Here is a 23,654-nt window from a genome sequence, read left to right on the forward strand (position 1 = left end):
ATAAGAAGGAAAATAACATGTCTAATCCAACACGAGTAGTGATAATCACTGGTCCAGGTTTTCAGGATCACGATGTAGTTTATACTTACTATCGTTCTAAAGAGGAAGGATACGATATATCTATTGCAACAAAGGATGGAAGTGCAGTGACAGGGAAATATGGCATCACTGTTCCTATGGATAAAAGATCCAAAGACAATATTAATTTCGATCAACTCAACGCCATTGATTTTGATGCTGTTATTCTCACTGGCGGTCATGAAGCGCCTGATAGAGTTCGCCAAGACCAGAGAGTTAAAGATTTTCTAAAGCAGATGGTAACACAGGGGAAAGTTGTGGCTGGGCTCTGCCATGGTCCATGGATTATGATTTCTGCCGGTATTCTAAGAGACAAACTCGCCTGCGCTTACGTTGGTCTGAAAGACGATATGGTTAATTCCGGCGCCAATGTAATTGAAGCAGATGTAGTTGTCGACGGGAATATCATAACTTGCTCCTATTATGCCGAATGTGGAAAATTTATGCGTCAGACATTCGATGCAGTAGATAGATGGAAGCGCGGCGAAACTCTTAAAGAACCGCTGGTGGTATAATTCGATGTTAATAGCAATGGATTTCGACGGTGTCATGGTTGATGGAGTAGACGAATGCATGCTAATTACATGGAATGTATTACATGACAGACCTATAAGTGATTTTAACCAAGATGTACTTCAAAACATCCCACGCCTGATGGCTAAACGGTTCAGGAAATTAAGGAATTTTGTACGCCATGACGGTCACTTTATTGCCTCATTCACTGAATTTGGTAATGAAGCTATAGATAATGACAGATTCACTGCTATATATGAATTAATTCCAACTGAAGATAAGAAAATATTCAGGGATAAGTTCATCCAGTATAGGAAGCTGGCAAGAAGTATCTACCCTAGTTTTTGGGCTGAACTACACCGTCCGCTATTAGATGTTTCAAATTTATTTGAAACATCTAATGATATCTATATTGTATCAGGAAAGGATGAAGAGTCTATATCATTCATTCTAAGTAAATATGGTGTAAACATATCTGTGAATAAAATATATGGGAGGATGACCGACAAAAACAAGACTCTTACCTTGCTAAAATCAATAGCCTTCGATAAAAACGAGGATATTCTATTTATTGATGACAATATCCAAAATGTTATTGATGCATTAGATCATGGCATTCAATCATTTTGGGCTAATTGGGGATACAACATCCCTGAGCATAAATTAATGGCCCTTCAAAAAGGAATTAATGAATTAGATACCGAGGCTCTCTTGAAATTAGTCAAGAAACCCTCTTAACGCAATATTATTTCAATTTTTTCTGTATGAGGAGTAATAACTCATGGCGAAAGAAATACTATGTGGTTTTGGAGTGGGTGTAGATGCCGTTGCAGGCTGGCTATCTTCTTATGGGGGGGAAGATTCTCCAAGCGATATATCTCGCGGTATGTTCGCTGGCGAAGTAGGAACTCCACGTCTTCTGAATCTATTTGACCAGTTTAATATCCCCACCACCTGGTTTATGCCTGGTCATTCCATTGAAACCTTTCCTCGGAAAATGGAAGCAGTTGTCAATGCTGGACATGAGGTAGGGGTTCATAATTACAGTCATGAAAACCCAATATCTATGTCGCCTGATCAAGAAAGAGAAGTCCTTCTAAAAGGCATTGATATGGTCACAAAATTAACAGGGAAGAGACCTACTGGGTATGTCGCTCCATGGTGGGAATTTTCTCCTGTAACCACAGATCTTCTATTAGAAAATGGCATCAAATATGACCATTCACTAATGCATCATGATCATCAGCCTTATTATGTCAGGAAAGGTGATTCCTGGACCAAGATAGATTATTCCAAGACACCGACCGAATGGATGAAACCGCTGGTACGCGGAGAAGAGACGGACCTTATTGAATTACCCGCCAGTTGGACAATCGACGATATTCCCCCTTTTATGTTCATGAAAACAAAACCCAACAGCCAAGGTTTCATGAATCCCAGGGACATCGAACAGTTGTGGAGGGATCAATTCGATTGGGTCTACCGTGAGCATGAATATGCGATCTTTACTTTCACGATTCACCCGGACGTATCTGGACGCCCGCACGTATTAATGATGCTCGAACGCCTCTTAACTCATATGCTTGGTCATCCAGGGGTGAAATTCCTAAAATTGAATGACATTGCAGATGACTTTGTCAAGCGATCGCCACGGATAAAATAATGACACGGCAGCCGATAAGGCTGCCTGTTTTATGTATCTCAAACCATAAATCCGCTATTTTTTGATAGTTCGAGAATTCTGTCTCTGATTCCTGAAACGAGTGGGTTACGTAATGAGCTATCAATCCATACCAAATAGATTGAATTTATGGGGAGTCTCTCATGGACATTGACTTCAACGATCTGACCTCCTGCTATGCTTTGGGCGCATAAATACTCAGGCATCACAGTCCAACCAATATTTTCTCGAATCATTCTTTCTAAAATCCGCAAATCCGGTACAGTAATAGACGGACGAAGCAGTGCAAAAAATCGCGAAGAATCCTGGAAAACCTCCCTTATCAATGGTAACTGTTCATCGTAAGCTATCAGAGGAAGCTTCGACAGCGTATCAATCACGTCCTCGTTTTCTTTGAAGTTGTCTGCTATAAGTGACGCTACCACAACTATTAACTTTTCCATTCCAATTTCAGCATATCCAAATTTTTGTTTATCCGGCATAGAAGTTGTGAAACCTAGTTGACAACTTCCGTCCAGAAGACAGCTGTATATGCGCTTCCTATTTCCTGTCAAAACTTTAAATTTAATACCTTCATTGAATAGTATTTTCACCAAGTACGGTAATTTTGACCACATTAATTCTGCTGGCCCGATGAAAGATACTGTCCCCGAGGACTTTCTTGTACGTGATCTAAGCATCGACAACTTCAGTTCAATCGTTTCTAAATCTGAAGCCACCAATCTCGCCAATTCCTCCCCATCCACTGTAGCCACCACACCATGTGAACGACGAGTAAAGAGAACACACCCGGTAAAAGCCTCAAGTGAATGAATGTGGGCAGACATTGCAGGCTGGCTTATGCCCAACCGCATTGCCGCTTTTGAAATCGAACCAGCTTTGTATACTTCAACAAAACTTCGTAACTGAACCAGATAGCTCATACTGCGCACCCTTAAGAGCTTGAAGCTCTCCGATTACGACATAAAATCGAAAGCCTGCACAGTATTATGTTATAAACATGTTTCGTTAATGCTTCTACACATATTAACTTATTTTAACAATTAAAGGATCTTATAGGGCAAGGATAGCATATAGCAATATAACCAATTGATATTATTATATTTTATGTGTTTTATATCTGATTAGCATTAAGTTTTCACGGATGCCATAAGGTTCGGATTGGCGTGTTATTTTCTATAAAATACTCTGGGGATTGATAGTAGCTAAACCTTTAAATTGGCTAAACAATCATTGTATTTTTATCTATTAACGTTGACAACCTCAACTCAAATCGAGTTATCACAAATTCCGTTGGTCAGCGAAGCGGTTAGCTTCTGTTAGACCGGTTCGGACTACCTTTCGGAACATTAATCATCATCCCATGGTGCCCGTTTCCATTTTTCAGTCATGAAATCGATAAATACACTTAGCCTACGGGGTATAGGTTCTCGCCGCGCCCGGACAACACTGATCTGAGATGTGTTTGCTTCCCAATCAGGCAGAACTCGGCAAAGTTTCCCAGCCCTCAATTCATCATGAATATCCCAAGTTTCTCGAAGAGATATGCCAAGCCCCGCCAAACTCCAGGCATGCAATACATCTCCGTTGTCACTGATAAGGTTGCCAGTAACGCTGATGCTTCTTTCATGACCGGCTTTACGTAACGTCCATGAATTGTGTAAAAAACCCGGGTAAGCGAATACTAAGCAGTTGTGATTTAAAAGATCTTCTGGTCGCTCAATGGGTGGATGATTCTTCAGATATTCGGACGATGCGATGAGAATACGTCTATTATTTGCTATTTTTCTGGCCAGAAGGCGAGAATCAGCCAGATCCCCCATACGAATAGCCAGATCGAAATCACCACTGTAAAGATCCTGGATTTGGTCAGACAACCTTAAATCAAAGCCCACCCTCGGATGTACTTGGCAGAATGCAGCGATCGCAGGAGCAACATATTTTCGGCCAAACGGTGCGGGCGCAGTCAAACGAATATTTCCGCTTAACTCCTCACTATCCCCTCGGGAAAGTTCCTTCATCTCATCCAGAACGGCCAACGCTACGCGAGCCCTCTCAGCTATAGCTCTACCCTCGTCTGTAATACGTAGATTACGGGTGTTTCTTTCAAAAAGTGTAGTGCCAAGTGCAGTTTCCAGCCTGGCTATCTGCTTACTCACCATCTTGGGGAGTATCTGTAGGTCTCGTGCTGCGGCAGAGAAATTGTTTCTGTCGACGACGTGTAAAAACACTTCAAGGTCGTCATTTCTCAAGTTTATTTTGTTCATTTTGGGGTAAGTGTTTGTCCGTTTAGGTCTATTTAAAGGATAAATAGATTGTTCCACAATAAGACTCAATATGACAAGTCTGTTATGTCGCATGCAGTCAGAAGAATTTTGCTTTAAGTCCCCCCATATAGAGGAAGTTAAAATGCCTAAACGTATCCTGTTTGTATTGACCAGCCATGACCGTAAAGGTCAAGCCGAGAGTGAAGATGCCGCACCCAGTGGTTTCTATCTTTCTGAGGTGTCTCATCCCTACGATGTACTCGCAAAAGAAGGATATGAAATTGATTTCGTGAGTCCCAAGGGGGGCAAGACACATGTTGACGGTTTAGACCTCAGCGATCCGGTTAACGCCTCCTTTTGGAATAATGATTCCTTACGCGAGGCAACTAAAACCACATTAAAACCCTCGCAGATTGATCCTGACGTCTATGACGCCGTCTTCTATGCAGGAGGGCATGCGACGATGTGGGATCTCCCTGACAATATAGAGTTGGCGGGTGTTTCATCACGAATTTATGAAAAGGGTGGAGTTGTCGCTGCGGTTTGTCATGGCCCCGCCGGATTGGTGAATATTCGGCTTTCCGATAATGAATATCTGGTTGCGGGCAAAAAGGTGTCAGCTTTTACCAACGATGAAGAACGTGCTGTAGGGTTGTACGACATTGTTCCATTCTTACTTGAAGACACGCTGAAGCAAAGAGGTGCAGAGCATCTTGCAGCCGCAAATTTTCAGCCACAGGTGATTGTCAGCGAGAGATTAGTGACTGGACAGAATCCCGCTTCCGCAAAAGGAGTCGCTGAGGCAATGCTGCCTTTGTTGGCTACTATTGAAAATAGAAGAGCCTGAGTTATGAAAGAACGCATGCCTTTTGTTATATATGTCTTTGCACTCTGCGCTTTTGCTTTGGGATTCACTGAATTTGTCACGATTGGCTTAGTTTCCAGGATATCAGCTGATCTAAACGTCAGTGTCAGTCATGTAGGTACAGCGGTGACAGCCTACGCCCTTGGTGCCGTAATTGGTGCTCCGGGATTAACTGCGTTGGCAACACGATGGCCTCGTAAAAGATTATTACTTGTTGCTATGGGCCTGTTTACAGTTGGCAATGGTATCGTCAGTGCGTCTGAGTCCCTAACGCCTATGTTGATTGCACGATTTGCTTCCGGTTTAGGGCACGGAGTGTTTCTTGCTGTTGCTTCAAGTGTGGCAACCCAACTGGCTGGGCGACATCGTGCTGGCGCCGCTGTTTCGGTCGTTTTTGGCGGTCTTACAATTGCGTTGGCATTAGGCGTACCACTTGGTACCTACATCGGTAGTCTGTTGAGTTGGCAGTCTATATTCATGGCAGTAACGGCAAGTGGAGCAATCGGTTTCATTGGATTGGCAATGCTGATGCCCACGGATCAAAATGATCCCTCCTTGCAAGCAAATGCCATGGACGGTTTAAAAGCCATGTTCAACCCACTACTGCTTGCGGGAGCAGGAATTACAGTTTTGGCCTACGCAGGATCTTTTGCCCTCTATACGTATATTTCCCCGATTCTACTTCAGGTAACGCATGTAGACGAGCGTACGAGTAGTTTGCTTATGTTGGTCTACGGCGTGATGGCCGCTATCGGGAATGTCTGGGGTGGTCGCCTGACTGACAAGCAAGGTGCAGACCGTGCCGTGATGACAATTCTTATTGGTCTGGCGATCGTCCTCTTTGCTATGTGGTTCTCTGTCTCATCCTTAATGTTAATGGCACTGTTTATTGGGTTGCTTGGAGCATTGACATACGCAGCGGTCCCCTCAATGCAAGCAAGAGTGATAGGGCTATCTCACATACATGCACCTGAAGCTCCAGCTGTGGCAGCAGGACTGAATATTGCCGGTTTTAACGGAGGAATTGCATTAGGGTCGCTATTGGGGGGGGTAGCACTGGATGTTACTGGTCTTACAAGCCCTACTTGGGTTGGAGGCGGAGTAGTAATCGTTGGTATTTTGTGGATGTTATTACAAATAAATTCGAATAAAAGACGCACCACCTCCGATTACTCATGATAGTAAACATAGCATTTAAAATGGCTCAGTGAACACCAAATCACTGAGCCATTTTATTTTACCTCTTTGAAAAATGTCACAACCAAACACAGGTTATTTTTTATTTTATAAAATCGGCCCATATCATTCTGATCTATTTCATATCAATCAGAATTTTAAACATCTTTCAAAAACACAGCGAAATTCATCAGCAATATCATTGTGTGAAAGGAGATGTATTATGTCAGACAATTCAACTTGCCTAAACATTAGAGATGGAATTCCAGACTGGATAACTATCAGGGAGGCGGTAAGACTTCTCAATGGATTGAATGGGTGTAAAATAAGAAAAAGTGATTTTTATCGATTTGCTCTGCAAGGGAAAATTCGGTTTTCAATATATTTTCAATCCCCAATAACATTGAGGAAAATTAAATCACGAAATCATAAATTAAAGCTAAGACCAATAAAAAGTTCGTCAACGATGAAATCATTCATGCTTGCCGAAAGTTCCTTTATCAGCGAAAACAATTTAGCTTTCAGTACTGAAGGGAGATATATCCACCCTGTGCAAAGAGTCATTGACACAACATTGCTCGGCTATGAATATGTCCTTATACAGCGTTTACTTGCACATTCATTAAAGATACCATCACCTGTAACAGGAGCAAAGTCGTATAATTATGGCATTACCGTTTTTTTATTGGGGGAAACGTTTCAACTTTTCGAAAAGATGACATGGCATGAAAGAATCGAACGACACGTAAAAAGGCTACCTAAAGATATTTCATCAGATGATTACGAAGATATGATACTAAACGCTACAAAGAAAGATTCGCATAAATATTATTTTCCTATGCATGAATTACCGAGCGATGCCTGCTTTGTCCTCAGAAAAAGTGAACTTGATAAGTTGATCAACAAACCGATCGAAAAAGAAATACTTCAACCGTCTCCAACTCGAATATCCACCCCTCTATCACGCCTCTTCTGGCTTGCCTGCAAAAATAATGAAACTATCAGTCCGTTAATCATGCAACCGTATAAACTATTGTCCATTTTTGAACAATGGGCATCTGAGGAAGGCATTACCGATCGATTCAGTGGCGACACACTGAAGACTGCGCTTGAGCGCGGCTCGCCCCCTTCCCTACCAACACAAAAGTAAGATGATGCCCTTCGCTATGAAAACCCGTATTAAGGATTGTATTTTCCGTAATACGGGCTCATCAGCTTTCTCCACACCACTATTTTGTGTTGTCGTGTGTTCTCCCGGCTAGCGCTATATCTCCACAGGAGAATACCGTGACATCTCATCAGTTATTACGTCTGAAACAGGTTGAAGAAAAAACTGGCCTGAAGCGCTCTCAAATCTATCTATATATGAAAGACGGCACCTTCCCCCGCTCAATCAAGATTGGTCCGGCCAGTGTCGCCTGGCTCGAATCGGAAATTGACGAATGGATCAATATCAAATTAGTCCGACGCTCAATAGGCTGAAGGGAGAAAACACCATGATTATCCCGTCACTTAATTACGCCGTATTAACCGATGCCCTACATGCATTAAAGGATGGCAACATTCGTTACTGTGAATCGCTAGGATTCACTTTCGACGAAATGAATGCCCTCAACCAGTTGTCGCTAGACGAGCTGTTTATCATCAGTCGTGAGTCTGCGCAGTTTTTGGCTGTGACGGTTCATCATGACGCGTTACGCCTGCTTCTGGCAAAATCCCACGAGGAGGTTCTGCAGCAACAGCGTATCAACGACGCCATCCGGCTGGGGGGGTCAATTGCGCTACTCAACAAGTATTTTGGCCTCACCTCCAACGAAGTTTGCCTTCGCCGCCGGTTACTGGGCGTCAGTGTGCCTTATGGCCGGACGCCAGAGCCGGACGAAGAGACGGATGCGGCCATCTGGCGGCAATGGCAACAATGCCGGGTGGCCAACCTGGAATCGACCGATGCGCTGGCCGCCATGATGCAGGTAACGCAAACCCTGCTGCCGAAAGTCGAAGGCTTGTCACTGACCATCGTCTGGAAGCGTATCGCACTTTGCGAACAGGAGGCGTCAGACCGGAGGGCCGCACATGCCAGATGAGATCGACCGCGATCAGGAATTTAATGAGCAACGACTGGAGGAGATGATTGAACAGAGTCGTTTTAAGCCAGGATCTACGCCATCATTATTCCATTGCCGTGTATGCGGAAAGCCCATTCCTGAAAAGCGACGGCAGGCACTGCCGGGCATAACCACCTGCACGGAATGTCAGGAAAAGCTTGAACGTCGAAGACGTTAATAATAGCCACAGAGACATGCAGCAATATTTCCCCTGCATGTCTCTATCATTAACTATAAATACACAGTCGTCTTTATTAACTATTTCACTTCCTTTTATTTACCTCAAAGCTTATCCCATTCCACCACTAATTTATCTCTCTCATTTTAACTTTGAATTTATCGTGTATATGCCGCCCCGGATATCTGATCCTGAAAACGTCATTACAGAATGGTTGCCCGAATGGTCGTTAATTTCCCCAGATCGGGTATTGCTCTTTAAAAATAAGGTTCGGGCTGTCACGAAACCACAATTCAGGGTGCCGCTGAATGTTCTCGCTGACCCGTTAAAACCGGAATGCAGAATTGGGATGTGACATTCATTTAACTCATTGTTGTTTTTATTAGAGGAGGCGTCATGCGAAAACCCATTTACCACGTATTTGTCACTCAGGAAAGTCAACCCGATGCACAGGGCGAAATAAACACGTATTGGACCAGGGTTGGCGTGGCGTTCGCTCATAACGGTAAGTCTGGCCTGAATATCATGCTGACACCCGGTATTGCTATCTCCGGCAAGTTAGTGCTCCTTGAGCCCAGGGATGACGGCGGCGCGACACAGGATACTCAGTCCTTTTAACCGCCCTTCCCCCCTTTTCCCGGCCCTGTGCCGTCTGATGGCGGTACGCGTTGCCCGGTTTACCATTCCGAGGCCATCATGCTTTCCAGCACCGTATTTCTGGCGGCGGCTATGCAGTGCGCCCCCAGCATTCACCCGTCCACGGCGCTTGATGTGGCGCGGGTCGAATCCGGTTTGAATCCGTATGCCATCGCTGAAATTCTGCCCGGTGGCAAAGGCGTGATTTCACATTTCCCCACGAGCAGGGATGAGGCCATCAGCCTCACCGGATGGCTGGCAGCACAGGGCCGACGCTATTCGGTCGGGCTGATGCAAATCACCAGCACCAACTTCCGTCATTACGACGTGACCGCCCGTGACCTTCTTGACCCCTGTACCAACCTGTCCGTGTTTGAGCGCATCCTCACCGACTGCTACCGCCGTGGCCGTTCCCTCAAGCGTGCGCTCAGTTGCTACTACTCAGGAAATTTCAAGACCGGCCAACAGCCGGAATCCGCGTTTAACCAGACCAGCTACATCCAGCGCATCGGCTACGCCGTACCGTCAACGCGGGAAGACCGGCAGCGACCAGCCGCCGAAAAGCTCGTGCCTGAAATCCGTTACCCCACCGCCGTCATGCGTGGGGAGCTTACCGATAACGCCACGTCAGTTCTGACATCCCTGCGCTACCCCAATGCCGTGATACGCGGCGCGTTACCCTTTCCCGGCCCCCAGGAGGAACAATGATGAAACGAAAACAAACTGACTGGCCCGTCCTCTCTTCCTTGTTAATAGCAAGCCCTGTGCTGGCAGCAGACAGCGGATTTAATAAAGCCAATGAGACGCTGAGCAACACCTCCACAGGACTGCTCGGACTGGCCGCCGTCACCATCACGCTCGCCACCATGTGGGTGGGATACAAAGTCTTGTTTGACGGCAAGAGCCTGCATGACATGCGCAACGTCATCATTGGCGCCATCCTTATCGTCGGCGCGTCAGGTTTCGGTGCCTACTGGGCATCATAAGTGAGGTAACGATGGCTACGCTGAACAAAGCGCTGACGCGGCCTGCCGCCATAGCCGGCATTCCCCTCGTGCCGTTCGTGATGGTCAGCGGGGCCATCGTCCTGCTGGCGGTCTATGTCAGCTATTACCTGATATTACTGCTTATCCCTGCCTGGCTGGAGATGAAGGCAAAGGCCAGAACCGATATTCACTATTTCGGGCTGCTCTGGCTGGCCTTTAAAACCCGTGGCCGGTTTGGCACCAATAAACATTTTGGTGCCAATGCCCTGCTGGCAAACCGCTATGACGCCGTCGACGTCTCGGAGTTTATTGAAAAAATGAAGTTAAACGAGCGCGTTACGCTGGAGAAATACATTCCGTATTCCTCCCATATTCACCCGCACGTCATCAGAAACCGCCAGGGTGATTTGGTTGCCAGCTGGGAACTGGAGGGCACCGTTTTTGAATGCGAGGATGAACATCACCTGACGTTAATGGCGACGCATCTCAATAACGTTATTCGTGCGTATGAAGGCCTACCGGTTACCTTTTATCTTCACCGTATCCGGGAAAAGTACCACGATGCCTTTGACGCGAATTCAGGTATTCCCTTTTCTGATGAAGTGACCCGGCTGTATTACCAGCCGATCAGCGAAAAACCGTTCTGGCGGCACCGGTTGTTTTTCACCCTCTGCTACGCGCCCTTCTCTCCGCTGGAGAAAAAGGCCATGAAGGCGCAGCCGTCCGGTAAACGCAAAGCGGCGCTGGATGATGCTCTGAAAATGATGCTGGAATACCGGGATGCGCTGGCTTCCGCGCTGTCCCGCTATACGGCGACGCCGCTGGGGATGTATGAAGAAAACCGGCGGGTGTATTCCGCCCAGCTGTCCTTGTATCACCGCCTGCTCACCGGCCAGTGGCAAAAGGTCGCGGTCACGCGTGCACCGTTTTATGAAACGTTAAGCACGCCGGATGTCTTTTTTACCGCCGACACTGCCGAGTGCCAGACGGTCGGCGGCTCCCGCTTTTTTCGCAGTCTGGAAATCAAAGATTACTCGCCTGAAACCGCGACCGGCCTGCTGGACGTGCTGCTGTATGCCGAAAGCGAGTATGTGCTGACGCAGTCCTTCACCTGCATGGCCCGTGATGAGGCGCAGAAGCATATTCGTCTGGCGGAAAAGCGCCTGACTTCGGCGGATGACGACGCCATTTCGCAGCGCGAAGAGCTGATTGTGTTGCGTGACCTGCTCCAGTCCGGGCATGTCTCCTGCGGAAAATACCACTTTTCCCTGCTCGTATCCTCAGACAGCGCCGACCAGGTGGTGAAGGATACCAACGCGCTGGCGCAGCCCTTCGCCGATCTCGGCATCATGACGACGCTGTCGACGCTGTCGCTGCCCGCTGCGTACCTGGCGCAACTGCCGGGTATCTATACGCTGCGCCCCCGTCTGGTGGCCGTCAGCAGCCAGAACTTTGCCGACCTGGCGAGCCTGCACAATTTTCATCCTCATAAACGAAACGGCAATCCCTGGGGCGATGCCATCGCCATCCTCAAATCCCCTGGCGGTGGCGGGTATTGCCTGAACCTGCACGACAGCCAGAGCGGACGGGATGACTTCAACGAAAAAACGCCGGGTAACACGGCGATTATCGGTAAAACCGGTTCAGGGAAAACGATGCTGATGACCGTCATGCAGCAACTGATGCAGAAGTACCGCAATCCTGCGACGTTCAGCACCTCAGCGACAATCCAGCGGTTCACAACGGTGTATTTCGATAAGGACCGGGCGGCGGAGATGGCGATACGCCAGATGGGCGGACGCTACTTCCGTATCCGTACCGGCACGCCCACCGGGTTTAACCCGTTTAAGCTTGCGCCGACCCGGCGGAATATCAGCTTTATCAAACGGCTGGTGCGCATGCTGTGCGGCCGCAACGGCAAGCCGCTCGATCCGCGCGATGAGGAGCGGATCAGTGCCGCCGTAGATACCATCATGCTCGACTACCCGCCCGAATACCGCAAGTTCGGGATCACCCGGCTGCTGGAAGTCCTGCCGGAGCCACCAACCCCCGAAGCCCGCATCAACGGGCTGCGTATTCGCCTTAAACAGTGGGCGCAGGGCGGCGAGTTCGGCTGGGTATTCGACAATGAGGAGGACACCTTCAACATCAGCAACATTGATAACGTAGGTATCGACGGTACGGAATTTCTCGATGATGACGATATTCGCGGCCCCATCACGTTTTATCTGCTTTACCGCGTTACCAGCCTGCTGGACGGTCGCCGGCTGGTGATGTTCATGGACGAGTTCTGGAAATGGCTGGCCGATATCGAATTCTCCCGCTTCTCGCTCAATATGCTGAAAGTGATCCGCAAGCTGAACGGCATCTTCGTCCCCGCCACCCAGTCGCCTGACGAAATCGTCAAGCACCCGATTGCCCCGGCGATTATCGAGCAGTGCAGCACGCAGATATTTCTTGCCAACCCGAAGGCCAGCCGGGCGGATTACGTGGAAAAGATGAAAGTGCCGGAAAGCGTGTACGACATCGTCAGAAACCTCGATCCGGGGGAGCGCTCTATGGTGGTCCTGAAAACGCCGTTACGCGCGGGTGAAACCCGGCCTTTTGTGGCGATGGCGAAAATGGATTTAGCGGGCCTCGGGAAACTCACCAAAATGCTGAGCGGCAGCGAAGACAACCTGAAACTGTTCGACACCCTGTATCAGGAAGGAATGCAGCCTGAGGACTGGAAAGCCGCCTTCCTTGAACAAGCCCTGTAATATTCATGACGGAGGTAATGAGAATGCGGTTCAGAGATATCATACTGGCGTTATCGCTGTTTATTTCTACCCAGGCGATGAGCGCCGGAATACCGGTATTCGACGCCGTACAGAATACCGAATCCATGAATCAGTGGATCCAGAAACTCCAGCAGTGGCAGGAAACCGTCACCCATTACAGAAGCGAACTTGATGCCTACAAGCAGCAATTAGCCACCGCGACGGGCGTGCGGGACGTTCAGGCATTTCTCCGCGAGGCCAAAAGTCTGAAAACCGATATCGATAATCTTCGTCAGAACGGTATTTCACTGGATGACCTGCTGAGCAACCAAAGCGGGTCATATTCGTCTGAACTGAATAGCTTGTATAACAAATATAAAACGTTCGATACCTGTAACCCGTCCAGTTCCTCACAGCGTTATCTGGACAGTTGCAAACAGATGATCCTGAATCAGGCTGTAGCAATAGAAAATACGTCCGAGGTTGAAAACAAGATCACGGGCACGCTCGGTGATATATCAGATTTATCAGACCGTATTGCTAATGCGCAGGATTCGAAAGAGTCACAGGACCTGGCTAACGCCATCGCGGCCAAAAGCGTACAATTGAATGCGCTGACCAGCCAGTGGGAAATGTCAGTCAAACAGACTGAACAGCGAGCAACGCTGCTGGAACAGCAAAAACAGAAAGCCTTTGAGCAACAGCAATTAACTGCGCCCGTTGCTGATCTGAACTCTCTATAGGGAGGTTAACATGTTAAAACCTGTATTAACCTTATGCGTCATGTCAGGCATTCTCGTCTTATCCGGTTGTAAAGAGACGAAATCAGAAGCCTGGTATAAAGAACATCCCGATGAAACCTATAAGGTCTATAAGCAATGCCTCAGGGATGGCGAGGCAAGCGACAACTGCGAGTTTGCACACCGGGCAGCACTCATGTTTGCCCAGACAGGCAAACCCGGCATCAGGGAAAAATTCGAGACGCTGTTTCAGCAGGAAGCCCAAAAAAGAAAATCCGTCACTCAGTAAGATCCCTGCCAACAAAAACAGGGATCCCTCCCTGTTTTAATCCCCTGTCTGTTCCTGACTAATGAGAGGCACCATGTCCGGTGGTATTTTTGTTGGTATGGACAAAAACATCATGGATGGACTCAATGCCGTGTTAGAGGGTCAGTCTTCTACCTACGGCACCCTAATCAGTGTGATTATCGTCAGTTCTTTCACCCTGTTTATTACGTATCGCGGGTATCAGACGCTGGGCGGCAAACTCCAGACACCGGTTGAGGATGTTGTCTGGGATGTGGGCCGCATGTTGCTGATCACCACCTTTGTTTTAAACCGCGAGGGCTGGCTGAATGCCATCATTGCGGCCATTGAAGGGCTTAATGACGGCATCAGTGGCGATGATAATGTCTGGGCGCTGCTCGACACGGTGTGGGAAAAGGCACAAGCGCTGGGGCAAACGCTGTTTAATCTCGATACCGCCACCTACGTTAAAGTGAATGGCGGCTTTGCCGAGGTGCTGGTCTGGGGCGGTGCAATCGTTCTGTTACTCGCTGCAACCTTTGTCAACCTGCTCGCCGAAATCACCATTCTGTTAATGACCACCACCGCCCCACTCTTTATTTTCTGCCTGCTGTACGGTTTTCTTAAACCCATGTTTGATAACTGGCTGAAAACAATATTTACCGCAATCTTAACGATCATGTTCTCTGCCCTGTCTGTCCGGATCGCCATCAACTACCTGAATAAAATACTGGATGCAGCGACAGCAACGTCTGCTGAAAGCAATATGGTGACCCTTGCGGCGCAATGTTTGCTGGCCGGGATTGCCGCAGGCGTCGTGGTGTATTTTTCAGCGAAAATAGCCACTGCGCTGAGCGGTGCCGCCGTACAGGCCGTGTTACAGGGTGCAGCCATGAGCGGACTGAGCGGGCTGGTGAGCCAATCTGCCGACGTCGCCAGACCCGGCATAAAGGCCGGGGGCCGACTGACCGCCAAAGGTGGCATGGCCGCAGCAGCGACAACCGGCAGGTTCATTGCCGCAGGGGCGGGCAAAACCGTGAGCGCCTGGCAGAAACGTGCCACCGCCATTGAAAGCATGAAACGCCAGAATCAGCAGCGCCATCGTTAATCCTCCCGACCGCTAATTTCTTTTCTCCGTCACGCCGTGGCCTCTGCCAGCTGTGAGGCCTTCCTGCATTAATCCGATAAGAGGCTTCCATGAAATTCAGCATCTTGCTTCTGGTGCTGTGCGCGCTTACGGGCTGTGCGCAGCATCAGGGCGACCTCCCGCCGGTGTCCGGCGATCCCCAGCTGGTTAATTCCCCCGCCATGATCCAGGAGCTGACTCACCATGTCTGATATTCAGCGCATCATTAATGTCTCGCGCTCTTTTGAATCCATCCTGCTGGAAAAGGAAGAGCGCTCCCGCAAAACTGCCTGGCAGGTGGCCGCTGCCGGGCTGATTCTGGCTGGACTGGCAATTACGGCCATGATTATTCTGCTGCCGCTGAAAACCACTGACATTGAATTGTGGTCGGTGGATAAACAGACCGGTCGTTATGAGTATATGACCCGCATTAAAGAGCGGGATATGGCGTCTGAAAAAGCGCTGGCCCACTCACTGGCGGCACACTATGTCAGTCTCCGCGAAGGGTATAATTACTTCTCCCTCCAGCGTGATTACGACGACGTACAGTTATTTAACAGCGACACTGTGAACCGGGATTATCTGGACGGGTTTAACGGCGACCAGGCTCCGGACGTTATTTTTAATAAAGCCGAATGTGTCGTCTATATCGACATTATTTCTAATGTGCATGCACCTGCCACCGGACCCGATAAACTGGCAACACTGCGTATTAAGCGCACCCTCCGTCGTATTTCTGATAATTCAGTGAAAACGGACTTCTGGAATATCCGCCTCACTTACCGCTATGTCCCGCATCAGCAACTGACGGACAGCCAGCGGGAAGTGAACCCGCTGGGCTTTATCGTCACCAGCTACCAGCGCGATAAAGAACTGAGGAGCGAATGATGCTGAAAAACATCCTGCTCCTGACGGGCTTAATGGTGTCATGCGCGGCATGGAGCGCCGCCACCCCGCGCGGCAGCGGCTATGACAGCCGGATGCAGAACGTATCGTATAACAGCCAGAACGCCACCGTGGTGAATACCCGTCCCGGCTACGTCACCACGCTGCTGTTTGACGACGATGAAACTGTGATTGATGCGCAAGCGGGTTTTCCAAAAGGCTGGACGGTCACGAAAAGTGATAACCGGGTCGGCGTCAGCCCGAACCCCATCACCCAGCCGGTGACGGACGCCAGCGGCAACAACGTCAGTCAGGTATTTTTGCCCACGGCAAAGGACTGGAAGACCAACCTCTTCGTGGTGACCTCAAAGCGTGATTACAGCCTGGAGCTGAACGTGCTGGACCACGATTCCCCCGCGCAGGCGTTCGTTATCCGTTACCACTATCCGGCCGAGGTTCGCCAGCAATCTGCCGCCGCCAGCGCCGCGCGTCAGACGCAGCAGCGGGAAAGACAGGAGAAGCAGCAGATAGCGGCAGCATTCGGACAGGCCAGCACGCCACGCAACTGGCGCTACACCAAACGGGTCGCCGCCGGTTCGGCCTCCATCGCACCGGATTTTGCCTGGGATGATGGTCGTTTTGCTTATATCGGTTTTTCCCCCATCAAAACCCTGCCGTCTGTTTTCCGGGTGGTTAACGGACGGGAGCAGGCGCTCACGCCCCGGACAGTTAAGCAGGGTAATTACATTGTGATGGTGGTGCCGGCAGCGCCACAACTGGTGTTGCGTTACGGCACCTCGGTGGTAGGGATCGAAAACGACGGGTTCGGGCGCATCGCGATAACCCGCAGCGACACCGTTTCACCGTCCGTTACGCTGGAGGCCAGATGACCGATAAACCTGTCCCGGACGAGCCGGAAAAAACCACCGCAGAGCGGGAAGCGGAAGCCCGCGAACGCGCCCGTGCGGCAATGGCGTATCAGGAGCCGGAGCAAAGAACACCGCCCGGCCAGCCGGAAGTGACCCGTTTTCATAAGGTATCCGGCCGCCGCACGCTGATCGTCAGCCTGCTGAGTCTGACTCTGGTGATCGTCCTGGCATCCGGCGGCGATCGTCTTTTCAGTGCATTGAAAGGGGGTAATGAGAAAGAAGCCGACACCGCGCCGCCGCCCTCCGCCGGGAAGACGCTGCATGAGCGTCAAAATCTGGGGATGGACAGTAACCCGTTTGGCCTGTTCGGGCCGCACACACAGGACGGAACGGCCCCTGTCAGCCAGACCGTCTCCTCCGCACCCACCCTGCCACCAGCCCCACCCGCCCTGAACAAGGCAGTTGCGCTGGCTGACGGGCTGAACAACGCCCGAACAATGCCGGGCGATAATACACGCACGTCCCCGGGCCAACTTCGCAGCAACGCAGAAACGTCCGACAGTCGGTCATCATCCACGACATACACATCCTGTCCGTCAGTACTGACCAGAGGTAAGGATGGCCGCCTGCGCTGCCCGGAAACTGCCGCGCCGGAAACGGGTAACAACGACAATCCAGACGTCGCCCGTGTCACCGGCGTCAGACGGCTGGGTCTCGATCCTGATCTCTATATCCCGGTGGACCGCTATATCCCGTGTTCGATGATGTGGCGCTTCGTGTCCGATGTCGGGGGGCATATTTCCTGCCTGATCAGTGAAGATGTTTACAGCGCCAGCAACCATGTGACGCTGATCCCGGCGGGAACGGTCGCCCGTGGCATCTACCGCACCGGGGCACTGCAACACGGACGCAGCCGGATGTTTGTGCTGTGGACGGAGCTGCGCACGCCTGAGCCCGGCAGCCTGCAAATCCCGCTAAGCAATACGCAGGCCAGCGGCCCGCTCGGCGAGGCGGGGATCTCAGGCTGGATCGACAATCACTTCTGGGAACGTTTCGGCAATGCCCTGATGCTCAGTACGGTGCAGGACGTGGCTGCGGCGGCGTCGGATGCTGCCCCGGGGAAAGACCGCAATACCGACTACACCGAAAACACCCGCGCCGCCACGGCGGAAATGGCGAAAACGACGCTGGACAACAGCATCAATATCCCGCCCACCCTGTACCTGAATCAGGGTGATGTCATCGGCATCATAACCGGCACCGATATTGATTTCTCATCCGTCTGGCAGCTGCGACTGAAAAAGAGGTGGTATGAACGCTGAAAACCTGTCGCTGGATTTTATGAAAAACCAGCTGTTTGGTGATTTTATTGCGCAGGACGGCCTGACGGAAATTGCCGTTAACCGGCCGGGTGAACTGCATACCAAAATCCGGGGGAAATGGCGAAGACATGAAGCCCCGGTTACGCTGCGCCAGTGTTACGCCTTTGCCAGAGCGCTGGCGTCCTGGCAGGAAGATAATATCGACGACACCTCGCCGATCCTTTCCGCCACGCTTGAATCAGGCGAGCGCATTCAGGCCATTATTCCCCCGGCCTGTGAGCGTAATACCGTGTCTATTACGCTGCGCAAGCCCTCATTCGGGCAGAAAACGCATCAGTCATGGATTGATGCGGGATTTTATAACCGGGTAAGCGGTAAGGAGCGAACGGAAGGCAAAGATGTTGAACTGACCCGCTACTATCAGAGTGAGGATATGCCCCGCTTTATAGAAAAGGCGGTGGAATATGGCAAGACGATTTTTATCGTCGGTGAAACCGGCTCCGGTAAAACCACCTATATGAAAACGCTGCTGCACTATATTCCCCGGCACCTCAGGCTGACCACCATCGAGGACAACCCCGAAATCCGGTTCTATCACCACACCAATTATGTCCATCTCTTTTATCCGGCGGATTCCGGGGATAATGCCATTGTCACGCCAGGCAGACTGATACGCGCCAATTATCGTATGAACCCTGACCGGATCTTACTGGCTGAAATTCGCGGGCGGGAAGCCTGGGATGCGCTGAAAATCGTCGGTTCCGGACATGAGGGATTAATGACCTCCCTGCATGCGGGCAGCCCGGAAGAATGTATTGAAGGGTTAATTGACCGCTGCTATGAAAACCCTGACTGCCGGAACATCCCTTTCGACGTGCTGTTACGCAAGGTGCTTAAGAGCATTGATGTGATAGTCAGCATTGACATTCACGGTGACATACGCCGGATGAGTGATGTTTATTTTAAACCCCTTCATCTTAATGGCATGAGAGGTGTATTCAGTAAAGGACTTCAATAAATAACTTATCGAATTACGCAACACTCGTTTGAATATGAAGGTGACCGAAATGAAAAAAGTAATACCCTCCGCATTATTACTCAGCGCTATGGCGTCATATTCAACCTCCGTCATGGCCGCTGACGCCTGTGAAGTGGTGTTATGCATGTACGGTAAAGCCACCGGGAACGGCGGCGGCAATGAATGCCATTCTGCTGAACGTGCATTCTTTAATATCGTGAAAAAGAATAAGCACGGGTTTCTGCCAGACCATACTGCCGATGCCAGAAAATCATTTTTACTTGAGTGTAACTCGGCAGACCCGGCAATTATCAGCCAGATAATCAGTAAATTTGGCCGCATGCGTGGTTAATTAACGGAGGTAGTCATCATGACAAAACCGGGTTTTATTCAGCATCCCTGGACACGTCAGCCTGGGGATTCCATGAGCGCAGCCTGTGTTATTGAGCACATTGAAAATGAGGCGATGCACGGATGCGGCCTTTATTATGAAATTTATCACTACCGGGTTGTCTGCCGGTTATTGCAGTTGCTGCAAACGCTGAACGCCACCGACAGAATAACGCTGACAGATGAAGCTAACCGGCGAGGATTTAAGCTTGATAAAACCAGCATTAAAGAAAGTCGTCAGTGTTATTCCGACATCATCAGCGAAATCCGCGAGAGCCACTATTAATTCCTGCCTTAATTTTATTCTCAGGTCCCCTATAGCGCCGGAATATTTTAGCCGACTCCTGCTTAAGGCGTGGCAGTTTTCAGGTTTTTACGGCCCGGCACATTTTTCACGAATTAAGGCGTGAAAAATGCGGGCCGTAAAAATGAGGCAGCGGACAGAATTATTTTCGCGGGTTAAGGAGCGAAAATAGTTCAGGCACCGCGCCTCACCGGCAAACAGCCGCGCCCACGCGGATTTTGCCGGCCGGGGGGAGCCAAATAAATTTCGCCGCCCCAGCGAGCGAAAAGCTGTCGCCCACGACAGCGGTTTATTTGGGGGGCATCGCCCCGCACACCGTCGCAGCTAAGTCTCCGGCCCAAAGCCGGTAGCGTGGCGCGACCACCCTCTTTAAAGGTCAGCTTCCCTTTTATTCCCGCTGCGAGGAACGAGCAAAGGGAATAAAAAGGCGAAAGCGACCGTCTTAAAGGGGGTGGTCGCGCGTAGCGGGCGACGGTGTGCCGCCGTTGACATTGGGGGTTTTGGCGTGGCGTCCAGCTGCGACATTACCCCCATGTGACATTACATAAGGGCGTCCAGCCCGCATGTAATGGTGCACGCCGTTTCGTGCAGGGAGGCATGCTTTCCTGCACATGGTCGCATAGCGGCCACCTTCTCCGTCCCTGACGTTCGCCCCGCCTTTTCGCCCAACACCGTGGGGCGAATTAATGGGGCGACGTCATGGGGCCAACTGCTGACGAAGGAGGCATCGTGATTTTGAATAAGCTGGCCGTTTCACTGTCGCCGATAGTGAATGGCGCGCTGAACTTCATGGCTTTTATGCAACAGCATCAGCTGATGCTGGCGCTGTTATCGGGGCTGACGATGCCGTTTTTCGCGTCGATGAAAAGCGATGAACGGCAAAAAGCCCCGTTGTGGCAAAAGCTGATTATCGCTTTTTCCCTGCTGTGTTTTCTTTCCGGTACCATGGCCCCGGTTGTTATCTGGATTTTCCAGTGGCTTTATAAAGGCCGTGTAGTCGCCAGCATTCCCGTTCTGGCATTGCCGGTGCTGATTGCCTTTACCGTAACGGGTTTTATTTTGCATATTCTGCTGCGAAGGGTATTAACCCCTGAATTAGACAAAATAAAGAAACGCCTCGTCAGAAAAACCACGCTTGAACGGGAATTGCGCACCGATGTCCGCACGGTAAAATCCCTGCTGCCGGAAACGCTACATTATGACCCGCTGGATTATATCGACCTGAACAAAGGGTTATTTATCGGCATTGACCGAGATATTCAGCCGATGTATTTGCCGTTAAAAGACTGGCAAAAACAACACGCGGATATTATCGGCACCACCGGTGCCGGTAAGGGCGTTGCCACCGGGATATTACTTTATCAAAGTATTCTGGCCGGTGAAGGCGTATTTGTGATGGACCCCAAGGATGATGAATGGGCTCCGCACCTTTACCGCAAAGCCTGCGAGGATGCCGGTAAACCTTTTGCCCTGATTGACCTGCGAAAACCCCAATACCAGTTAAACCTGATTGAAGAGATCACCGCCGATGAACTGGAAGAGCTTTTTGTTGCCGGTTTCAGTCTGGCGGAAAAAGGCCAAGAGTCGGATTTTTACCGCATTGACGACCGGAAAGCGGCCCGGATAGCCGCACAATTTGTCACCCGTAATACTGCCTCAACCATTCGTGATGTTTATAACGGCGACTACGTTCAGGGTATTGCAGATAAGATAAAAGCCTTTTTCGGGAAAATTGAGGAGCTGGCCCTGCTCAATGCCATCAATGCGCCGACTGGATTTTCGCTTAATAAAATATTTGAGGAAGGCGGTTGCTGTTATGTGATTGGCTCAATGCGCAACAGCAAAATCATTACCGCTCAGCGCATGCTGCTGGTTCGCCTGTACCAGTTGGCAGAAAGGCGCGAGCGGGTGAAAGACGTGCCCCGCCCCATTGCTATTTATCTTTCCGAACTGAAATACCATTTATCCAGGCCCGCGCTGGAAGGTTTAGGCGCGGCACGCGATAAAGGCGTGCATATTATTATGGACCATCAGTCGATTGCCGATTTAAAAGATTGTCCGGCAGATTTGAAAGGCGACGCCGTTGTCGGCGCGGTCGTTGAGAACGCCAAATTCAAACTGGTTTATCGTGTCATGGATCCGGACACCGCTGAATGGGTGGCCAGAATGTCCGGTACTATATTAGTCGATGATGAGGTCCGCAAAGCGAAAACCGACGCCGTGCTGACAGAGACTATCGACAGTGAACGCACCATCAGGCAGGCCGAGCGTTTCTTTACCGACAGCAATATGATCCTGAACTTACCGGATTTTGTCAGCTTCATTTTTACGACAAAAGCACTCCCGGCTGCTTCTCTGATTTCGCCCATCAGGGTGAAAAAACGCGAACTGGAGATCTGTGCCGTGTCGCCCGCGATTGCCGCCACCGCAGCAACAGTAAACATCACCCTGGATTTTAGCGAGGAGGAAACATCCTCCGTATCCGTATCAATGCCGGATATCACCACAACGCAGCCCGATCTTTTTTTTGATGAGATGGGCGAAAAAAACACGACAACACCGAATACCAACAAAGAAGAAAACCCGTCATGGCTGGATTTTTAAAGGGGAAATGATGCTCATCACCGCATACAGCGAACGCCAGACGCGACACCGCGAAAAAATACAACGACTGCTGAATTTCCTGAAGGAAGAAACGTACAGTGACTTTAAAACACTGATGCTGCTGTTCGGGTTCAGAGATCATAAATCGCTGTATTCCCTGCTTTCAAAAGTCGAGGACATGGGGTTAATACAAAAATACGTCCTGGTATCACGCACGATGAAAATTTCATTATGGGGCATTACCAGTGACGGACTGGCCGTAGTGTTAACCCCCGACGATGCACTTTTTCCGGCGCGGTTTGAGCCTTCAAAAATCACCGGCTGGACGCTGGAGCATCACCTTGATAATCAGGCGGCCCGGATTATCCTTGAGCAAAAAGGCGCATCCGGATGGATAAACGGCGACCGCACAACTTTCCTCAGCCGGTATCAGGTCAGTCACCGCCCGGACGGGTTGATCACCCTGCCCGGCGGCACCGTTATCGCCATTGAAACCGAGCGCCGCTTGAAAACCCGAGCCCGTTATCAGTCGATCATTGCCAGCCACCTACTGGCCCGGACCCGCAAGCAGTGGATTTACGTTTTTTATGTTGTGCCCGATCCACAGAAGAAGCGTGCGCTTGAACTGCTGTTTGACAGCATCAGGCATGTCATCATCAACCATCAGCACGTCCCGCTGGAAGAACGCCACCGTCGGGTGTTTCGCATTTATACCTTTGATGAACTGAAACACCTGTCATTAGGCAGCTATACGTAAGCTTTTACTCAGGCCATCTCGATGGCCTCACCGGCCTGGCGGCGATACCGCCAGGCCGGACGATTTTTTATTCCACTGCGAGGCGTAGACTGTTCGGTACTCGCTGTGC

At 50.0% G+C, this 23,654-nt stretch carries 28 protein-coding genes; 25 read left to right on the forward strand and 3 right to left on the reverse strand.

Going from position 1 to position 23,654, the window contains the following annotated elements; genetic code table 11:
• The first annotated feature begins 17 nt into the window (after positions 1 to 17).
• Genes ETV65_RS03810 through ETV65_RS03820 form a run of 3 tightly spaced genes read left to right on the forward strand, consistent with a single transcriptional unit; the run spans position 18 to position 2,254 of the window.
• The gene (locus tag ETV65_RS03810) at positions 18 to 593 is read left to right on the forward strand and encodes a DJ-1/PfpI family protein (protein WP_129639811.1); all 576 of its coding nucleotides are present in this window, start codon (positions 18 to 20) and stop codon (positions 591 to 593) included.
• Between the two features lie 4 nt (positions 594 to 597).
• Positions 598 to 1,329 (forward strand): hypothetical protein, encoded by a 732-nt coding sequence (locus tag ETV65_RS03815; protein ID WP_129639810.1) that lies wholly within the window; start codon positions 598 to 600, stop codon positions 1,327 to 1,329.
• Between the two features lie 43 nt (positions 1,330 to 1,372).
• On the forward strand, positions 1,373 to 2,254 hold the full coding sequence (locus ETV65_RS03820; protein WP_129951635.1) for a polysaccharide deacetylase: 882 nt from the start codon (positions 1,373 to 1,375) through the stop codon (positions 2,252 to 2,254).
• Between the two features lie 38 nt (positions 2,255 to 2,292).
• Here ETV65_RS03820 and ETV65_RS03825 read toward each other — a convergent pair whose 3' ends face one another.
• Both ETV65_RS03825 and ETV65_RS03830 read right to left on the reverse strand, forming a co-directional pair.
• A complete protein-coding gene (locus tag ETV65_RS03825; protein WP_015689822.1) occupies positions 2,293 to 3,195 on the reverse strand; it encodes a LysR family transcriptional regulator in 903 nt (300 codons plus the stop codon).
• Between the two features lie 426 nt (positions 3,196 to 3,621).
• Complete coding sequence (locus tag ETV65_RS03830; protein ID WP_032693554.1) at positions 3,622 to 4,539, reverse strand: LysR family transcriptional regulator; 918 nt, start codon at positions 4,537 to 4,539, stop codon at positions 3,622 to 3,624.
• Between the two features lie 142 nt (positions 4,540 to 4,681).
• Between ETV65_RS03830 and ETV65_RS03835 the strand changes: the two genes are divergently transcribed.
• The 14 genes from ETV65_RS03835 to ETV65_RS03900 all read left to right on the forward strand — a co-directional run bounded on the left by ETV65_RS03835 (position 4,682) and on the right by ETV65_RS03900 (position 15,378).
• Positions 4,682 to 5,386: a type 1 glutamine amidotransferase domain-containing protein gene (locus ETV65_RS03835; protein WP_129639808.1), complete on the forward strand. Its 705-nt coding sequence runs from the start codon at positions 4,682 to 4,684 to the stop codon at positions 5,384 to 5,386.
• A gap of 3 nt (positions 5,387 to 5,389) precedes the next feature.
• Positions 5,390 to 6,583, forward strand: coding sequence for an MFS transporter (locus ETV65_RS03840; RefSeq protein ID WP_129639807.1), 1,194 nt, complete (start codon positions 5,390 to 5,392; stop codon positions 6,581 to 6,583).
• Between the two features lie 220 nt (positions 6,584 to 6,803).
• On the forward strand, positions 6,804 to 7,730 hold the full coding sequence (locus tag ETV65_RS03845; RefSeq protein ID WP_129639806.1) for a hypothetical protein: 927 nt from the start codon (positions 6,804 to 6,806) through the stop codon (positions 7,728 to 7,730).
• A 137-nt stretch (positions 7,731 to 7,867) separates the two neighbouring features.
• Entirely contained in the window at positions 7,868 to 8,062 is a 195-nt protein-coding gene (locus ETV65_RS03850; RefSeq protein ID WP_009635172.1) for an AlpA family transcriptional regulator, read from the forward strand.
• A gap of 14 nt (positions 8,063 to 8,076) precedes the next feature.
• Complete coding sequence (locus tag ETV65_RS03855) at positions 8,077 to 8,664, forward strand: DUF2857 domain-containing protein (RefSeq protein ID WP_129639805.1); 588 nt, start codon at positions 8,077 to 8,079, stop codon at positions 8,662 to 8,664.
• The gene (locus tag ETV65_RS03860) at positions 8,654 to 8,863 is read left to right on the forward strand and encodes a TraR/DksA family transcriptional regulator (protein WP_032693551.1); all 210 of its coding nucleotides are present in this window, start codon (positions 8,654 to 8,656) and stop codon (positions 8,861 to 8,863) included. The genes ETV65_RS03855 and ETV65_RS03860 overlap by 11 nt, the downstream gene beginning before the upstream one ends.
• Complete coding sequence (locus ETV65_RS03865; RefSeq protein WP_129951636.1) at positions 8,844 to 9,218, forward strand: hypothetical protein; 375 nt, start codon at positions 8,844 to 8,846, stop codon at positions 9,216 to 9,218. The genes ETV65_RS03860 and ETV65_RS03865 overlap by 20 nt, the downstream gene beginning before the upstream one ends.
• Before the next feature lie 41 nt (positions 9,219 to 9,259).
• Positions 9,260 to 9,481, forward strand: a complete 222-nt coding sequence (locus ETV65_RS03870; RefSeq protein WP_129639804.1) for a hypothetical protein — start codon at positions 9,260 to 9,262, stop codon at positions 9,479 to 9,481.
• A 78-nt stretch (positions 9,482 to 9,559) separates the two neighbouring features.
• Entirely contained in the window at positions 9,560 to 10,207 is a 648-nt protein-coding gene (locus ETV65_RS03875; protein WP_129639803.1) for a lytic transglycosylase domain-containing protein, read from the forward strand.
• Complete coding sequence (locus ETV65_RS03880; protein WP_095101420.1) at positions 10,207 to 10,485, forward strand: TrbC/VirB2 family protein; 279 nt, start codon at positions 10,207 to 10,209, stop codon at positions 10,483 to 10,485. Before ETV65_RS03875 ends, ETV65_RS03880 begins: the two co-directional genes overlap by 1 nt.
• A gap of 11 nt (positions 10,486 to 10,496) precedes the next feature.
• Entirely contained in the window at positions 10,497 to 13,244 is a 2,748-nt protein-coding gene (locus ETV65_RS03885; protein ID WP_129639802.1) for a VirB3 family type IV secretion system protein, read from the forward strand.
• Between the two features lie 23 nt (positions 13,245 to 13,267).
• Positions 13,268 to 13,987 carry a type IV secretion system protein gene (locus ETV65_RS03890; protein WP_103162490.1) on the forward strand — a complete coding sequence of 240 codons (720 nt, stop codon included), beginning with the start codon at positions 13,268 to 13,270 and terminating at the stop codon, positions 13,985 to 13,987.
• Positions 13,988 to 13,997: 10 nt separating this feature from the next.
• Positions 13,998 to 14,273 (forward strand): EexN family lipoprotein, encoded by a 276-nt coding sequence (locus tag ETV65_RS03895; RefSeq protein WP_129639801.1) that lies wholly within the window; start codon positions 13,998 to 14,000, stop codon positions 14,271 to 14,273.
• Positions 14,274 to 14,346: 73 nt separating this feature from the next.
• On the forward strand, positions 14,347 to 15,378 hold the full coding sequence (locus ETV65_RS03900; protein ID WP_129639800.1) for a type IV secretion system protein: 1,032 nt from the start codon (positions 14,347 to 14,349) through the stop codon (positions 15,376 to 15,378).
• Between the two features lie 68 nt (positions 15,379 to 15,446).
• Here ETV65_RS03900 and ETV65_RS24870 read toward each other — a convergent pair whose 3' ends face one another.
• Entirely contained in the window at positions 15,447 to 15,602 is a 156-nt protein-coding gene (locus ETV65_RS24870) for a hypothetical protein (RefSeq protein WP_165383679.1), read from the reverse strand.
• Here ETV65_RS24870 and ETV65_RS03905 point away from each other — a divergent pair.
• The 8 genes from ETV65_RS03905 to mobC all read left to right on the forward strand — a co-directional run bounded on the left by ETV65_RS03905 (position 15,601) and on the right by mobC (position 23,545).
• Positions 15,601 to 16,284: a type IV secretion system protein gene (locus tag ETV65_RS03905; RefSeq protein ID WP_129639799.1), complete on the forward strand. Its 684-nt coding sequence runs from the start codon at positions 15,601 to 15,603 to the stop codon at positions 16,282 to 16,284. The two genes, ETV65_RS24870 and ETV65_RS03905, sit on opposite strands and share 2 nt — an antisense overlap.
• A complete protein-coding gene (virB9, locus tag ETV65_RS03910) occupies positions 16,284 to 17,171 on the forward strand; it encodes a P-type conjugative transfer protein VirB9 (RefSeq protein WP_129639798.1) in 888 nt (295 codons plus the stop codon). Before ETV65_RS03905 ends, virB9 begins: the two co-directional genes overlap by 1 nt.
• Positions 17,168 to 18,472 (forward strand): VirB10/TraB/TrbI family type IV secretion system protein, encoded by a 1,305-nt coding sequence (virB10, locus tag ETV65_RS03915; protein WP_129639797.1) that lies wholly within the window; start codon positions 17,168 to 17,170, stop codon positions 18,470 to 18,472. Before virB9 ends, virB10 begins: the two co-directional genes overlap by 4 nt.
• Positions 18,462 to 19,490 (forward strand): P-type DNA transfer ATPase VirB11, encoded by a 1,029-nt coding sequence (virB11, locus tag ETV65_RS03920; protein WP_129639796.1) that lies wholly within the window; start codon positions 18,462 to 18,464, stop codon positions 19,488 to 19,490. Before virB10 ends, virB11 begins: the two co-directional genes overlap by 11 nt.
• Before the next feature lie 49 nt (positions 19,491 to 19,539).
• Positions 19,540 to 19,842 (forward strand): TrbM/KikA/MpfK family conjugal transfer protein, encoded by a 303-nt coding sequence (locus ETV65_RS03925; protein ID WP_129639795.1) that lies wholly within the window; start codon positions 19,540 to 19,542, stop codon positions 19,840 to 19,842.
• An 18-nt stretch (positions 19,843 to 19,860) separates the two neighbouring features.
• Positions 19,861 to 20,166, forward strand: a complete 306-nt coding sequence (locus ETV65_RS03930; RefSeq protein WP_129639794.1) for a hypothetical protein — start codon at positions 19,861 to 19,863, stop codon at positions 20,164 to 20,166.
• Positions 20,167 to 20,913: 747 nt separating this feature from the next.
• Positions 20,914 to 22,788 (forward strand): type IV secretion system DNA-binding domain-containing protein, encoded by a 1,875-nt coding sequence (locus tag ETV65_RS03935; RefSeq protein ID WP_129951637.1) that lies wholly within the window; start codon positions 20,914 to 20,916, stop codon positions 22,786 to 22,788.
• A 10-nt stretch (positions 22,789 to 22,798) separates the two neighbouring features.
• Positions 22,799 to 23,545: a MobC family replication-relaxation protein gene (mobC, locus tag ETV65_RS03940; protein WP_129952127.1), complete on the forward strand. Its 747-nt coding sequence runs from the start codon at positions 22,799 to 22,801 to the stop codon at positions 23,543 to 23,545.
• Positions 23,546 to 23,654 lie beyond the last annotated feature (109 nt).

This window comes from Rahnella sp. RFA10(1/100), from assembly GCF_004195115.1.
Taxonomy (GTDB): domain Bacteria; phylum Pseudomonadota; class Gammaproteobacteria; order Enterobacterales; family Enterobacteriaceae; genus Rahnella; species Rahnella perminowiae.